Source organism: Xanthobacter agilis, from assembly GCF_021730435.1.
Lineage (GTDB): Bacteria > Pseudomonadota > Alphaproteobacteria > Rhizobiales > Xanthobacteraceae > Xanthobacter > Xanthobacter agilis.
This window is the reverse complement of record NZ_JABWGX010000039.1, coordinates 14,899-30,972: the sequence shown is the minus strand read 5'-3', so window position 1 is coordinate 30,972 and position 16,074 is coordinate 14,899. Positions and strand designations below refer to the sequence as shown.

At 66.8% G+C, this 16,074-nt stretch carries 8 protein-coding genes; 7 read left to right on the top strand and 1 reads right to left on the bottom strand.

Translation table 11 applies throughout. The annotated features are described in order from the left end of the window. Positions 1-23: 23 nt before the first annotated feature. On the bottom strand, positions 24-3,224 hold the full coding sequence (locus HUW53_RS20190) for an Rne/Rng family ribonuclease (RefSeq protein ID WP_237347553.1): 3,201 nt from the start codon (positions 3,222-3,224) through the stop codon (positions 24-26). Between the two features lie 814 nt (positions 3,225-4,038). Here HUW53_RS20190 and HUW53_RS20185 point away from each other — a divergent pair. The 7 genes from HUW53_RS20185 (at position 4,039) to HUW53_RS20155 (ending at position 15,327) form a co-directional block, all read left to right on the top strand. Then, positions 4,039-5,421, top strand: a complete 1,383-nt coding sequence (locus HUW53_RS20185) for an N-acetylmuramoyl-L-alanine amidase (protein ID WP_370877843.1) — start codon at positions 4,039-4,041, stop codon at positions 5,419-5,421. Between the two features lie 449 nt (positions 5,422-5,870). Further along, positions 5,871-8,276: a penicillin-binding protein 1A gene (locus HUW53_RS20180; RefSeq protein WP_237347557.1), complete on the top strand. Its 2,406-nt coding sequence runs from the start codon at positions 5,871-5,873 to the stop codon at positions 8,274-8,276. A 185-nt stretch (positions 8,277-8,461) separates the two neighbouring features. Next, positions 8,462-11,035: an EAL domain-containing protein gene (locus HUW53_RS20175; RefSeq protein ID WP_237347551.1), complete on the top strand. Its 2,574-nt coding sequence runs from the start codon at positions 8,462-8,464 to the stop codon at positions 11,033-11,035. A gap of 159 nt (positions 11,036-11,194) precedes the next feature. After that, positions 11,195-12,325, top strand: a complete 1,131-nt coding sequence (gene prfB, locus HUW53_RS20170; RefSeq protein WP_237347550.1) for a peptide chain release factor 2 — start codon at positions 11,195-11,197, stop codon at positions 12,323-12,325. 308 nt (positions 12,326-12,633) lie between these two features. Continuing rightward, entirely contained in the window at positions 12,634-13,065 is a 432-nt protein-coding gene (locus HUW53_RS20165; RefSeq protein WP_237347556.1) for a Rieske (2Fe-2S) protein, read from the top strand. A 264-nt stretch (positions 13,066-13,329) separates the two neighbouring features. After that, positions 13,330-13,869: a hypothetical protein gene (locus HUW53_RS20160; RefSeq protein ID WP_237347549.1), complete on the top strand. Its 540-nt coding sequence runs from the start codon at positions 13,330-13,332 to the stop codon at positions 13,867-13,869. A gap of 621 nt (positions 13,870-14,490) precedes the next feature. Continuing rightward, positions 14,491-15,327, top strand: a complete 837-nt coding sequence (locus tag HUW53_RS20155) for an alpha/beta fold hydrolase (protein WP_237347548.1) — start codon at positions 14,491-14,493, stop codon at positions 15,325-15,327. Positions 15,328-16,074: the final 747 nt, after the last annotated feature.

The window sequence follows — 16,074 nt, the reverse complement described above, 5'->3', positions numbered from 1 at the left end:
GGCGGCGGGGGCGACCGTGGGACTCAGTCGCCGAAAATCTTGCGCTGCCACCAGCCGGAGCGCCGCTTGGCCGGCGGCTCAGCGGGCTCGTCCGAGGTCTGCGTCGGCGCGTCGGCCGGCGGCTCCAGGGGTGCCAGATCGCTGGTCCCGGCGGACGCATCCGCCGCCGGCGCCACCGCGTCAGCCGCAGCCGGCTCCGAAGTCTCGGCCGTGACCGAAGCCTTGGACGCCACGGCCCCCGAACCGTCCTCCACCGGAGCGGCCGCAAGGGCCTTCTCGCGCACCGTGGAGCGGCGGCGGCGTGGAGGCTTGGCCACCGTCTCCCCAGCCTCGGGCACAACCGGGGCAACGACCGCCGCAATGGCGGGGGCCGCGATGGCCGACGTCTCAAGGGCAGGCATCTCAACGGCAGGCGTCTCAAGGGCAGGCGTCTCAAGGGCCAGCGTCTCGGCCGGCTCGGCCGCATCCGCCGCGCCGGACGCCACCGGTGCCGCCACATCGTCCGCCGCCGCGATCGCCGCGGGTTCGACGGCCGCTTCGGCCGGGGCCGTCACATCGCCGGATTCGCCCTCGGATGCGTCGTCCGAACCGGCGACATCCTCCTCGCCATCCCGCTCGCGACGATTGCGGCGGCCACCGCGACGGCCACGGCGGCGACGGCGGCGGTCCCCGTTTTCGTCATCCTCGGAGCCGGCCTCATCCTCGCCCTCAGCCTCCGGCTCGGCCTCTGGCTCGGTCTCGGTCTCGGCAACCGCCTCCTCCTCATCCTCGCCCTCGGAGCCGGCCTCGCGGCTCTCCTCCCGCTCACCGGGACGGCGACGACGACGACGGCGGCGACGGCGGCGATTGTTCTCGCCCGCTTCGGCATCGCCCTCGGAATCCGCTTCGACCTCCGCGGTCTCCTCGATCTCCTCGTCCTCATCCTCCTCGACGAACGCCTCGTCGGGCGCGATCGAGTCCGGATGCACCACCGGCGCGGTGCGTGGTGCGGGAGCCGGCGCCGCGGCGAGATCCCCCTTGTCGATGATGAAGGGCTGATGGCCCGTCACCGTCTCGTCGGCGGCGATGGTCAGGGTGACGTTGAAGCGCTCTTCCAGCTCATGCAGATGGGCGCGCTTCTGGTTCAGCACATAAAGCGCCACTTCGGCGCGGGTGCGGGCGACCAGATTGTGCGAGGCCGAGCGCAGCAGCTGTTCCTCCAGCGCCCGCAGGAGCTGAAGCGACACCGACGCCGCCGAGCGCACATGACCGGTGCCGCCGCAGTGCGGACACACCTCGATCGAGCTTTCCAGCACCCCGGTGCGGATGCGCTGGCGGGACATCTCCAGCAGGCCGAAATGGGAGATGCGGCCGATCTGGATCCGCGCCCGGTCGTTCTTCAGGCAATCCTTGAGCTTGCGCTCCACCGCGCGGTTGTTGCGCTTCTCCTCCATGTCGATGAAATCGACGACGATCAGGCCCGCGAGATCCCGCAGGCGCAGCTGACGGGCGATCTCTTCGGACGCTTCCAGATTCGTCTTGAGGGCGGTGTCCTCGATATGGTGCTCGCGGGTGGCGCGGCCCGAGTTCACGTCGATGGAGACCAGCGCCTCGGTCGGGTTGATGACGATGTAGCCACCGCTCTTCAACTGCACGACCGGCGAGAACATGGCATCGAGCTGCGGTTCCACGCCATGGCGCGCGTAGATCGGCTGCGGCTCGCGATAGGGCAGGACCAGCTTGGCATGGCTCGGCATGAGCATGCGCATGAAGTCCTTGGCCTCCCTGTAGCCGTCCTCGCCGGCCACCAGGACTTCATCGATGTCCTTGTTGTAGAGGTCGCGGATGGCGCGCTTGATGAGCGAGCCTTCCTCATAGACGAGGCTCGGCGCGGCCGACGACAAGGTGAGCTCGCGCACCGTCTCCCACAGCCGCAGGAGATATTCGAAGTCGCGGTTGATCTCGGTCTTGGTGCGGTTGGCGCCGGCGGTGCGCAGGATGACGCCCATCCCCTCCGGCACCTCCAGGTCCTGCACCACTTCCTTCAGGCGCTTGCGGTCCACCGCATTGGTGATCTTGCGGGAGATGCCACCGCCACGGGCGGTATTGGGCATCAGCACCGAATAGCGGCCGGCGAGCGAGAGGTAGGTGGTAAGCGCCGCGCCCTTGTTGCCGCGCTCCTCCTTCACCACCTGCACCAGCATCACCTGGCGGCGGCGGATGACCTCCTGGATCTTGTAGCTGCGGGCGCGCCGCTGGGGCGCGCGCTCGGGCACCTCCTCGAGGGCGTCCTCGTCGGAGCCCAGGTGCTCGATTTCCTCTTCCTCGTCGATCTGGTCGACGTCGCCGTCGTCCTCGTCTTCGTCCTCTTCATCATCCCCATGACGCGCGGCGACGGGGGCCTCCTCGTCCTCGGGAAGAATGGGGGCGGGCTGAAACTCGCCCTCTTCCGCCTCGCGGCGGCGCTCGGCCTCGTCGGCCGTCACCTGCTGGGCCGTCACCTGCTGGTCCGGAGCCGGCAGGGAGGTGCCCAGCGCGGCGTCGGCCGCGGCCTCTTCCCGCGCCTCCACGGCCTCCGCCGCCTCGGCGGTGGCCAGCAGAGAGCCGACCGTATCCACATGCCTGTAAGGCTGCGCGGCGGGCTCCGCCTCCTCGGTCTCCACCGCCGGGGAAGCGGCCTCCGCGAGGGGGAGTTCCGCCCCATCGGCAGGCTTCACCTCAGCCGTATCGGCGTGCGGCGCGGCGACCGCCAAGTCGGGCGAGGGCTCCTGTTGCCCGGCCCCCGAAACGGCCGCGCCGGCGTCATCGCCCGCGGGAGCGCTCACGGACGCCTCCGCAACCGGCGCTTCCGCCTCCTCGGCCTCCTCGCTGACGCTGGCGTCGGAACGGGATTTCCGGGAGCGGCCGCGCTCGCGGCGCTTGTCGCGCAGGTCCGCCTCGTCTTCCGCGAGGCGCGCCGCGCGCTCCTCTTCCTCGATCAGAGCTAGGCGATCGGCGACCGGGATCTGGTAATAATCGGGATGAATCTCGCTGAAGGCGAGGAAGCCATGGCGATTGCCGCCATACTCGACGAACGCCGCCTGGAGCGAAGGCTCGACGCGCGTGACCTTCGCCAGATAAATGTTGCCCCGCAGCTGCTTGCGGGATGCGGACTCATAGTCGAATTCTTCGACCCGATTCCCGCGCACGACCACGACCCGGGTCTCCTCCGGGTGGGTCGCATCGATAAGCATCTTGTTTGCCATGGAGTTCTCTCTTCACGGCGCCGGGGCCAAAGCCCCGCCGCAAGCGCCGGGAGGTGTCGCAGACCCCCGCCGGTACGCCGCTCGAACGCCGGATGTGATGACGAAAAGAGTCAGAGGATCGGTCGCGCCGGGGCGTGTCGTTCACACCCTCGGCGTCGGGGCACACTCTGGCGCGGCGAACGCGCCGGTCGTGCGGATAAAAGTCCATGCCCTCGGCTACCCGGTCCTCGATGAAAGGTCCAACCGGCCCCGGAGCCCTTAGGTTCCGATCCGGTTCCGGCACACGCCCGCCCGATTCCCCAAATCATCCCTCGAAGGCCATTTTCGGAAAGGTTGCCGGAACCGCCGCTGGGGTGCCGCCGGCGCTCCGTCCCGGCGCGCGGCGCCGACGGAGAACGACCTGCGACGCGGCGACCGCTGGAGCCGGAGAGCGCGCGCGGCACGAGGGCCACGCCAAACTCCGGTCCTGAACGGACACCCGCGGCAGCCGCGGCAGCCGGGGGCCGAAAAGCCTGGTCCGGAACGCGAACTGTGTACCGTCCTTTTGTAGACGCGCAGGTTCCTGCTTGGCAAGGTTTATGCGTGTGCCGACGACTGGTCCGGACGACGCGCCATGGCGCGACGGCTTGCCGACACACCATCTTCGCCACGTCGCGAACACGACGCCGCACGGCGCCGCCCACCGGAAAGATGCCGCCGGGCGGGAGGTGTCAACCAAAGGTTAACGGACCTGCCCCTATCCCTGAAGGGACTGCGGCGCGGAGCGGCCATCACGAGGCCGCGCGTCGCCCGGCCACCGGACGACGGGATGCGCATGGTCCAAACCACTTGGCACATCACACGTTTCCCATGCGCCGCGCCGCCCGTCGGCGGCCTGGCGATTCGGGCGCGGGCCTGGGCGCTGCTTTGGGCGCTGGCGCTCGCCGTCGCGGGCCTGTGCGGCCCGGCCGCGGCCCAGGACGCCACCGGCAGCATCGCCCGGCCATCACCGGCCCGCGCGAGCGCTCCGGATGGCGCATCCGCGCCGGCTCCCGGCCCCACCCTGGCCCATGACGCGCGCCTCGCCGGCGATGCTGGACGCACCCGGCTGGTGGTGGACCTCGACCGGTCCGTGGACATCCGCACCTTCACCCTGGCCAACCCCTATCGGGTGGTGGTGGACCTCGACAATGTGGTGTTCACCCTGTCGCCGGAGGCCGCGCAGATGCAGCGCGGGCTCGTCTCCGCCTGCCGCTATGGCGTGCTGGCCCCCGGCAAGGCGCGCATGGTGCTCGACGCCACCGGTCCCGTGACCATCGACAAGGCCTTCATCCTCGATGCCGTGGACGACCAGCCGGCCCGACTGGTGGTGGATCTGGTGCCCACCGACGCCCAGACCTTCGCCCGCACCAGCGCCGCCCGCCCGGCCGCGGTGGCACCGGCGGCGATCACGCCCGCAGCCAATGGCGATGCGCGGCCGGTGATCGTGATCGACCCCGGCCATGGCGGCATTGATTCCGGCACCACGGGCTACAGCTCCTATACGGAGAAGAGCATCGTCCTGGAAACCGGCCTCGCGCTGCGCGACAAGCTGGAGAAGACCGGCGTCTATCGGGTGGTGATGACCCGCAGTACCGACACCTTCATTCCGCTGGGGGAGCGGGTCCGCATTGCCCGCGCCCACCAGGCCGCCCTGTTCATCTCGCTCCACGCGGACGCCCTCGCCCGCAACGACGGTCGCGCCCGCGGCGCCAGCGTCTACACCCTCTCCGACACGGCCAGCGACGCCGACGCCGCCCGCCTCGCGGAGCAGGAGAACAAGGCCGATCTCATCGCCGGCGTCGATCTCAGCGACGAATCCGAGGCGGTGGCCGGCATTCTCGTGGATCTGGCGCAACGGGAAACGCGCAGCTTCTCCGCCCACTTCGCGCGCGAGCTGGTGCAGCGCCTGAAAAATGTGGCGCGAACCCACCATGGGGCCCTGAAATCGGCCGGCTTCCGGGTGCTGCGCGCCCACGACGTCCCCTCCGTGCTGGTGGAACTCGGCTACATGTCGAGCAAGGACGACCTGAAGCTGCTGACCTCCGATGCGTGGCGCGACCAGGCAACCGACGCCATGGTGGCCGCCATCGACGAGTTCTTCGCCACCAAGACGGCCCCAACGCCCCCCGCGGCCGGACAGACCGCCCGCGCCGAGCCCGCGAAGTCGCCCAACTGACGGCGCACCCGCCGGCCTTACCCTCCCGCGCGGGGCCGGTCGCGAAGCGGCCATGTTTCCGCGCCATAGGGCTGCCCGGCGCAGCCGCGCGGTGGCGCCGCATTGGAAGCCGCATGGGAGAATGCCGCGGCGTCAGGCTGGTTTTCGCGCATGACGGAGCGTCCGACCGTCGCGGTGATGTGATGGCCATGGGGCACGCGAAAGGCTCCCAGCGCGCATCTGCCGCTTCGCAGCGATGCCGAGTCGCGGTAATGCGATGTCGCATGTGGCGCGGTCATGGGTGAATAAACGGCGTGTCCGGCGGATTGGCGGGCGGAATGTCCATGTGAAACGCCGCGTTGAGTGGCCGGAACGATGCCGGCGCAAGATCTGACCTTCGTGCCGCGACCCGTTCGCGGACCGAGGGTCCGCGCGGCATGCGCCGCAATGAGGTGGAGGGGCCCTGCGAGATGAGTGTGCTGCTGCGGTTTCTGGGCTTCCTGTTCGCGCTCTTCACCCTGGTGCTGCTGGTGGGGGCCGCGGGCGCGACCTATTTCGTGTGGAAGTATTCCAAGGACCTGCCCGACTACACGCAGTTGCAGAATTACGAGCCGCCGGTGATGACCCGCGTGCACGCCGCCGACGGTTCACTGGTAGCTGAGTACGCCAAGGAGCGGCGCCTCTACATCCCCATCGAATCGGTGCCCAAGCTGGTGATCGAGGCGTTCCTCTCGGCCGAGGACAAGAATTTCTACGAGCACGGGGGCATCGACCCCACGGGCATTTTCCGAGCCGCCTCCTTCTTCCTCCAGAATTACGGCAAGAACGTCCGCCCGCAGGGCGCCTCCACCATCACCCAGCAGGTGGCCAAGAACTTCCTGCTGACGAATGAGGTGTCCATCGACCGCAAGATCAAGGAAGCGCTCCTGGCGCTGCGCATCGAGCACACCTATTCCAAGGACCGCATCCTTGAGCTCTACCTGAACGAGATCTATCTCGGCATGGGGGCCTACGGCATCGCCGCCGCCGCGCTCGTCTATTTCGACAAGTCGGTGGAAGAGCTGAACGTGCAGGAAGTGGCCTATCTCGCCGCCTTGCCGAAGGCGCCTTCCACCTACAATCCCTTCCGCGAGCGCGCCCGCGCCACCGATCGCCGCAACTGGGTGATCGATCGCATGGTGGAGAACGGCTTCGTCTCGCCCCAGGACGGCGATGCCGCCAAGAAGGCGCCCCTGGAAGTGACCCCGCGGCCCTCCGGCTCCCAGATTTTCGCCGCAGAATATTACGCGGAGGAAGTGCGCCGCCAGATCTTCGAGCGCTACGGCGAGAACAAGCTCTACACTGGTGGCCTCTCGGTGCGCACGCCGCTCGATCCCAAGCTCCAGGTGCTCGCCAAGAAGACCCTTTCCAATGGCCTGGTCCGGTTCGACGAGGAGCGCGGCTGGCGCAAGCCGGTCACGCACATCGACATCGCCGGCGCCGACTGGGGCGCCAAGCTGGGCGAGGTGAAGGAGTTCAACGACATCCCCTGGCGCCTTGCCGTGGTGCTGGACGTGAGCAAGGATTCCGCCCGCATCGGCCTGCAGCCGCCGCGCGCCAAGTCGGGCGCCCGCTCCACCGAGCGCGAGGTGGGCCTCATCACCGCCGACGGCGCCAAATGGACCCGCCGCCCCCTCTCGAGCATCCTGAAGACCGGCGACGTGGTCTATGTGGAGCCCATCCCGGACCGCCAGGGCCAGTACCGTCTGCACCAGATCCCGGCGGTGGAAGGTGCCATGGTGGTCATGGAGCCCACCACCGGCCGCGTGATCGCCCTCTCCGGCGGCTTCTCCTATGACGAGAGCCAGTTCAACCGCGCCACCCAGGCCATGCGGCAGCCCGGCTCCTCGTTCAAGCCGTTCGTCTATTCGGCGGCGCTGGACAATGGCTACACGCCCTCCTCCATCGTGGTCGACGCGCCCTTCGAACTGGAGCAGGCGGGCCAGGCCACATGGCGGCCGGAGAACTATTCCGGCAAATTCTACGGCCCGCAGACCCTGCGCTTCGGCCTTGAACAGTCGCGCAACGTGATGACCGTGCGGCTCGCCAACGATGTCGGCATGCCGATCATCTCCGAATACGCCAAGCGCTTCGGCATCTACGACAACATGCCGCCCATGCTCTCCATGGCGCTCGGCGCCGGCGAGACCACGCTGATGCGCATGGTCGGCGCCTATGCCATGATCGCCAACGGCGGACGCAAGGTGACGCCCTCGCTCATCGACCGCATCCAGGACCGCTACGGCCACACCATCTATCGCCACGACGAGCGCGAGTGCCGTGGCTGCGACGCCGAACGCTGGACGAACCAGAGCGAGCCCACCCTCATCGATCGCCGCCCGGTGGTGCTCGATCCCATGACCGCGTACCAGATCACCTCGATGATGGAAGGCGTCGTGCAGCGCGGCACCGGCACCGCCCTGAAGGAACTGGGCAAGCCCATCGCCGGCAAGACCGGAACCACCAACGACGAGAAGGATGCCTGGTTCGTCGGCTTCACGCCCGAGGTCGTGGTCGGCGTCTACCTCGGGTATGACCGGCCGAAGCCCATGGGCAAGGGATCCACCGGCGGCCTCGTCTCTGCCCCCATCGTGCGCGACTTCATGAAGGTGGCGCTGGCGGACCGTCCGGCCATTCCCTTCAAGGTTCCAGCCGGCATCAAGCTGGTGCGCATCGATCGCAAGAGCGGCCAGCGCACCGGGGCCGGCGACGGCAACGCGATCCTGGAAGGCTTCAAGCCCGGCACCGCGCCGCCGGACAGCTACTCGGTCTCCGACTATTCAGGCACGAGCGGCACCGCCGCAGAGCCGGCATCCGGGACCGGCGGCCTCTATTGAGGCCGCCGGCGCCGACCCACATTCCTTTGAAGCCATTGTCATCCCTTAGAAAAACACGACGTCAAACGGCCCGCGCGCAATTATTGTCCCGACCAACCTTTGGATAAGCTTGACGGTATCGCAGCGTCACTCACAATGGAGTAGCCTCGCTGCGCAGCGGTGGAGTGCCGCAGGGGGCGGAAAGAATGGATGACGCGGTAGCCCGGGATCTCAACCAACTGGCCTTGAGTCGGTGCCTGGATGCTGTGGTTTTCATCGACGACAAGAATGACGTCATCTTCTTCAACGACGCGGCCGAACGGCTTTGGGGCCTGCCGCGCGGCGAGGTGATGGGTCGGAACGTGTCGCACCTGGTGCCCCTCCAGTGGCGCGGCCGCCACGACGACTTCGTCGATACCCAGCGCCGCACCGGCGTCGCGCGAATTCTCGGCACCACCCGAGAGGTGCCTGTCGATCGCGCGGACGGCACCCGCGCCTGGGGCCAACTCGCGCTTTCGCGCGCGGAAATGGGAGATTCCATTTTCTACGCCGCGTTCGTGCGGGAGATCACCGACGACGTTCGCCGCCGCGAGCAGATGCGAATTCTATCCTTGGTTGCAGAAACGACAGGGCGTATCGTCATGGTTATGAATAACCGCCTGGAGGCGGTTTACATCAACCATGCGTTTTTTGAAATATTCGGCTATGATCCTGCCGAGATGATCGGAAAGTCGCCTTTCCGATTGATCTTGGGCGATGCGATCGCCGGGGAATTAATGGATCGCGTCGCTGACCGACTAAAGCAGTTGCCGGGCTGCACAGAAGAGGTATTATTATCAGATAGCTCAGGAAAGGGCGTCTGGGTGTCTGCGACCTACAACCGTGTGATCGACAGCGCGACCGGCGAGATCACGAACATCGTCGCGGTCCTGGCTGACATCACGCAGATCAAGCAGATCGAGGAGCTGCAGCGCGATGTTCTCGCCGCGGTTGTCTCGGACCAACCTCTCGGGGACGTGGCCGATCTCATCTGCCGCAAGGTGGAAGCCATTGCGCCGGGCGTGCTGACCTCCATCATCACCGTGACCGAAGACGGGCTGCTCCAGCCGATCGCCGGCCCGAGCCTGCCGCAGAATTTCAACGCCGCGGTGGAGGGCATGGCCGTGGGGCCGAAGGCCGGCTCCTGCGGTACGGCGGCCTTCCTCGGCGCACCCGTGCTGGTGAGCGATATCGCCACCGATCCCCTGTGGGACGATTTCCGTTGGCTCCCGTTGCCGCAGAACCTGCTGGCCTGCTGGTCGGTGCCCATCAAGCTCCGCTCGGGCAAGGTGGCGGGAACCTTCGCTTTCTATTTCACCGAATGCCGCAGCCCCAGCCCGTGGCACGAGCAGATCGTGAATGCGTGCATCCATCTGTGCGCGCTCGCCTTGGAACGGCAGGAATCCCAGCGCCACATCGCGCGCCTCGCCTCCATGGATTCCTTGACCGGACTGCCCAACCGCAGCGAGATCATCAATCTCATGAGCGACGAGCTGCTGCGGGCGGAAGCCCTGAAGCTGCCGCTGGCGCTGCTGTTCCTGGATCTCGACCACTTCAAGGACGTCAATGACACCCTTGGCCACACCACCGGCGACCGGCTGCTGGTGGAGATGTCCCGCCGGCTGAAGGCGCAGCTGCGCACCGGCGACGTGGTGGGCCGCATCGGTGGCGACGAATTCGTCATCCTGATTCACAATTGCCGGGGCGACGAGGCGGCGCGCATCTCCGCGCGGCTGCTCGAATATCTCGCGACGCCCGTCAATGTGGAGGGGTTGAACCTCTCCATGTCGGTCAGCATCGGCATCACATTGTTTCCGGAGCACGGGGCGGATGCCGAAACCCTGCTGAAGCATGCCGATGCCGCCATGTACGAGGCGAAGCGCGAAGGACGCGGCAAGTTCCGCTTCTTCACCGAGGACCTCAATCAACGCGTTCAGAACCGGCTGGTGCTCTCGGTCGCATTGCGCAAGGCCATCCGCAACAAGGCCCTCAAGCAATATTACCAGCCCCAGGTCTGCATCGCCGACGGCAGCCTGCACGGGGTGGAAGCCCTCAGCCGCTGGCACGACCCGGTCCATGGCGACGTGCCGGCGCCGCGCTTCATCGCGCTGGCCGAGGAATACGGCCTGGTGGACGGCATCGACGAATGGGGCGTGGAGACAGCCTGCGCGCAGATCGCCAAGTGGCGTGCGGAAGGCTTGCCGGTGCCTCACATCTCCGTGAACCTGTCTCCACTCAGCTTCCGCAGCGGCACAATCGTGGACGTGATCGCCGGTTGCATGCGCCAGCACAACATCCAGCCCAGCGATCTTCGAGTTGAGATCACCGAGCGGGTGATGATGGACCAGCACCCGAACTCCCTCGCCACCGCGCGCGCCATCGAAACCCTCGGCGTGCACATCGCCATGGACGATTTCGGCACCGGCTATTCGAGCCTGTCATCTCTGGCGCGCCTGCCCATCGCCGAATTGAAGATCGACCGATCCTTCATGATGAGCCTGGAGCAGGATCAGAACTCCCAGGCGCTGGCGACGGCGGTGGTCCGCATCGGGCAGAGCCTCGGCATGTCGGTGGTTGCCGAAGGCGTGGAGACCGAGGCGCAAATGGCGCTGCTGCGCGAGCTCAAGTGCCATGCGGCCCAGGGCTACCTATTCGCTCGGCCGCTCTCCATTGAGGATTTCGAGGCGTGGTTCATCGCCCGCCTCCAGCAGAACACACGCCCGACCGCAAGCCGCGCCTGACCCACGCCCGGCAGGGGCAAGACGCCCTTCCGGCAGCCGGCGCGCACGCGGATGCCGCCTCCCATCCCGCGCGGCGCACCTTCCTCTTCACCCTCGCGCCGTTTACACCTGCGCGGTGCGCCGCTATTTTCCGCGGCCCCATCCGGAGACCATGAAGCCATGCGCGCGGAACTCGCCGCGAAAGTCGACGAGATCAATCAATCTTTGGACCTGCTGCGGTCCCACCTGGACGTGGACCGCTCTCGCCGTCGCCTGGCCGAGCTGAACGCCATGGTGGAGGATCCCACGTTGTGGGACGACCCGGAGCGGGCCCAGAAGATCATGCAGGAACGCACGACGCTGGAGGACGGCCTGACCGCCATCGACCGCGTCGGCCGCGACCTTGCCGACCATATCGAGCTGATCGAGCTCGGCGAGATGGAGGGCGACGAAGGCGTCATCGCCGAGGCCGCCGCGGCGCTCGACGGGCTGAAGGCCGAGCTGGCGCGGCGCGAGCTCGAATCGCTGCTGTCCGGCGAGGCGGATTCCAACGACAGCTATCTTGAAGTCCATGCCGGTGCCGGCGGCACCGACAGCCAGGACTGGGCCGAGATGCTGCTGCGCATGTACCGCCGGTGGGCGGAGCGTCACGGCTTCAAGGTCGAGCTGATGGACGAGTCCGCGGGCGAACAGGCCGGCATCAAGTCCGCCACCATCCAGGTGAAGGGCCACAACGCTTACGGCTGGCTGAAAACCGAAGCCGGCGTGCATCGCCTGGTGCGCATCTCGCCGTTCGATTCCAACGCCCGCCGCCAGACCTCGTTCACGTCCGTGGATGTCTATCCGGTGGTGGATGACCGCATCGTCGTGGACATCAAGGAAGCGGACGTGCGGGTGGATACCATGCGCTCGGGCGGCGCCGGCGGCCAGCACGTGAACAAGACCGAATCGGCGGTGCGTCTGACCCATATTCCCACCGGCATCGCCGTGGTGAGCGAGGGTGACCGCTCGCAGCACAAGAACCGCGCCACCGCCTGGAACATGCTGCGCGCCAAGCTCTATGATCTGGAGCTCAAGAAGCGCGAGGCCGAGGCCGCCGCCGAGCAGGCCGCCAAGACCGACATCGGCTGGGGCCACCAGATCCGCTCCTATGTGCTCCAGCCCTACCAGCTGGTGAAGGACCTGCGCACCGGCGTCACCTCCGGCACGCCGCAGGAAGTGCTCGACGGCGACCTCGATCCCTTCATGCAGGCCGCCCTCGCCCAGCGCGCCTATGGCGGCGGTCCCGAGAACGTCGACGACGTGGACTGAAACCCGACAGCGCCCCAAATACCCCATGGAAGCGCCCTCCCCTGACGGGAGAGCGCTTCCCGCCGGCTGCGAAGGCCCCCGCCGTCACGCGCCCTTGAACCATCAGCCATGGCTCCCAGCCGCCGCGCGGGTTTTGCTCGCGGCCACGCGGACCTGAGCAATAGCGCAAGGGGCAAGCGCACCGGGATGGGACGGCCCCGGCGGCTGCGCCGAAACCCGACAAATTCAAACGGCTCGAATCTTGCTTGTCTGAGATGCTCGCCCGCTTCCCACCCATGGGAAGCGTCCTGCATGTTCGGGAAGGCACAATCGTGACCGAGCTGTTCGCCGTTTGCGCTACCTACGAGGTCGATGACGGCGATGCGCGAGGCTTCGTGCTCGCCCGGCTGGACGAGGACGGAACCAGCCGGCGCTGGCCCATCCTCGTCACGAGAAAGGCCAACAGCTTTCACGGCTTTGAAAACGCCTGCCCGCACGAGGGCACCCGCCTGGATACCATCCCGGGGGAGTTCCTGGACAGGGACGGCACATTCCTCACCTGCGGCAAGCACGGCGCCCGATTCGATCTTGAAAGCGGGCAATGCGTCACCGGACCGTGTCAGGGCAAGGCCCTGACACCCATCACGCTGCTCATCGACGACGGCGACGTCTGCCTGATCGATGTCGCGCTGGCCGAAGAAGACGGAATGGACATTGAGGACCCCAACGCGGTCCCTGAGGTTCTGATCACCGGCGATTGACGCCGGCCACGGCGCATTTTCGAGCGACGCCGATCCCGGTTCGTGTGAAGAAAATGCGTTAACTCAAAGACTTCCGACGCTTCACGCGCGCCTTGCGCGAATACAAAGCGCGCCAACGCCCGTGCGCCAGGGGCACCTGAGCCCCTTTCTTGCGCGCAGCAGCCCACCCTGTCGTCACCGGCCCCGTCGCGGCGCTCTTGCCCGCGGCGGCATGTGTCGCGCGCTCACGACGATCCACCCACCGACGTCCACAAGGGATCTTTCATGACTGACATTACCGAAACACCATTCGCCACGCTCAGTGCCGAAGGTCGGCTGCTGAAGCCGGTGCTGAGTGCCGATACCCATGTGGCGGGACGCTTCGGCTATCGGGGCGAGATTTCCTTTGACGGCCCTGAGACGCTTCTCAAGGAAGTCTTTTCCGTCGCAGAGGCGGGCAAGCCTGCGATCGGCTTCCTGGCCGGTTCCATCGCCCGATACGAAACCCTGCCGAAGCTGGTGGAAACCCTCGGCCCGGCCCTTGATGCGGCCGGGAAATATTTCATCTATGTGGCCGATCTCCCGCAGGGCAACAGGCTTATCATCCCGTTCGGCGATGTGAAGATTTTCACGATTTTCATCGACGAAACGTCGGTCTACAATGAACTTATCGACACATTCTATGTGGACAAGATCAAGCTGAAGAAATTCGACACATCAGCGAAGCTCGATGCCCTCGCTGATGTGGGCCTGACCTATTCCTCCTTGTCGGACTACAAGGAGGCGTCCTACGAGGATGGCCTGAAGATCAAGAACGCCGCCTGAGGCACACGCGGCGCCCATCCGGCGCCGCCGCTAAGCCGAAAACAGGATGCCCGGCCTCGCGCCGGGCATTTGCCCCCGTCCTGCGTCCGCGCGGGTGTCATTGCCACAGGCGCGGGCGCGCGATCTGCTTGCCGTCGGAGCTGCCCATTCCCAACGTGGCATCCCGTTGCGGCCTCTCCGCTCAAAGCCAAAATGCCAGTGACCCCGGTCTTTGACCGGCGCCCGCGTCGTTACGCTCAAGGGCGCGCGGGCTCAACTACGGGGCCTTGAATCGAACTCATCGGCCCCTGGTTTATGGCGTGCATCTGCAGCCGCATCACCGGCATCCCGCCCGGCACAGGGATGCACCGGTCCCGAGGCGCGGTGCACCGCTCGTGCTGGAGCGCGGGAGGCGGTTCAGCCGGCGGGGCTGCTCGGTGATGGAGGGTGCACGCACGGGGCAATACAAAGGCGATCTCCTGGCGAGACCTTTCCTTCGAGAGGCTTTCCTTTCGGGCAAGAAGCCGGCACCGTGCGTGGCGCCGGCGCGGCACATGTCGCCGGCGCCGCTTTGGCCCCGGGCGTGCCGCCCGCGGTCCAGGCTGCCGCCCGTTCCCCTGCCACAGCCAAGGGAGTTTCCCCATGCCCAGCGTCATCACCAAGGACGGCGTCGAGATCTTTTACAAGGATTGGGGCCCGAAGGACGCACCGCCCATCGTGTTCCACCACGGCTGGCCCCTCTCGTCCGACGATTGGGATGCCCAGATGCTGTTTTTCGTGCAGAACGGCTACCGGGCGGTTGCCCACGACCGCCGCGGCCACGGCCGCTCAACCCAGGTGTCGGACGGCCACGACATGGATCATTACGCCGCCGACGCATTCGCGGTGGTGGAGGCCCTCGACCTCAGGAACGCGATCCATATCGGCCATTCCACCGGCGGCGGCGAGGTCGCCCGCTATGTGGCCAGGCACGGCCAGCCGGCCGGACGCGTGGCCAAGGCGGTGCTGGTCAGCGCGGTGCCGCCACTGATGCTGAAGACGGCCGCCAATCCCGGCGGCCTGCCGATCGAGATATTCGACGGCTTCCGCGCGGCCCTTGCCGCCAACCGGGCGCAGTTCTTTCTCGATGTGCCCACCGGCCCCTTCTACGGCTTCAACCGGCCGGGCGCGACGATCAGCCAGGGGGTGATCGAGAACTGGTGGCGGCAGGGCATGATGGGGAGCGCGAAGGCCCATTACGACGGCATCAAGGCCTTCTCCGAGACCGACCAGACCGAGGACCTGAAGGCGATCACCGTGCCGACCCTGGTGCTGCACGGCGAGGACGACCAGATCGTGCCGATCGACGATGCCGCCCGGCTCTCCATCACGCTGCTGAAGAACGGCACCCTGAAGACCTATCCCGGCTTCTCCCACGGCATGCTGACGGTCAATGCCGCCGTCATCAATCCGGACCTCCTCGCCTTCATCAAGGCCTGACCGCTCCCCGGCGCGGCCGTCCGCCGCGCCGGGCCCACCCGCGGCGGAGAAGGCCGCGCCGGTGGCGGTGAGGGATGGGTACGCCCTGTTTGCCCACATCGCCGCCCGGTGTCGCGGCGCGATTCGCCATGCGCCGATCGCCCAGGCACCGGACCACGGCCACATGCAAAGCCGCATCCCACCGCTGCCGGTCCGAGCGCCGCCCGCCAGGACGGCGCTCACGCGCCCATGGCACCGGCCCGGACCTACCCCAAACAAGATACGTTTGACAAAACAATCAGCTCCGTGACGGTCCTGACTTGATTTCCCGAAGAAGCCATCGCTTAGTGAGGGGTAACAGGAAACTGCCCGTGGAGGATTGAGGCTGCACCGCACCGCAAAAACTCATCCTGGCCAACCCTCTCGCGCCGCTCCATCCCCACGATACGGGCGTGTCGGAGTGGAGGCCGCTTCTGATTGGAATAGACAGAAATTTTTGCTGTCCTATATTGTCTCGCCTGCCCCTGAACACCTGAATGTCCATTCTGGTGCGACTTTGTCGCGCTCCTCGTCACGCGGGAGAAATGATGATCGGGCATCCTCACGCCGGGACGTGGCCATCCAGTGCGCCACGATCTGATGCGCCACCACGGCGCGATCGCCTCAAACGGTGTCCCCGATCCGAGAGGATTTTCGAGCGAGACCGGTGCTGCCGCGCATAAAAACGTGTAGATACAATAGATTATAGCGGACAACGTGAGCCGATGC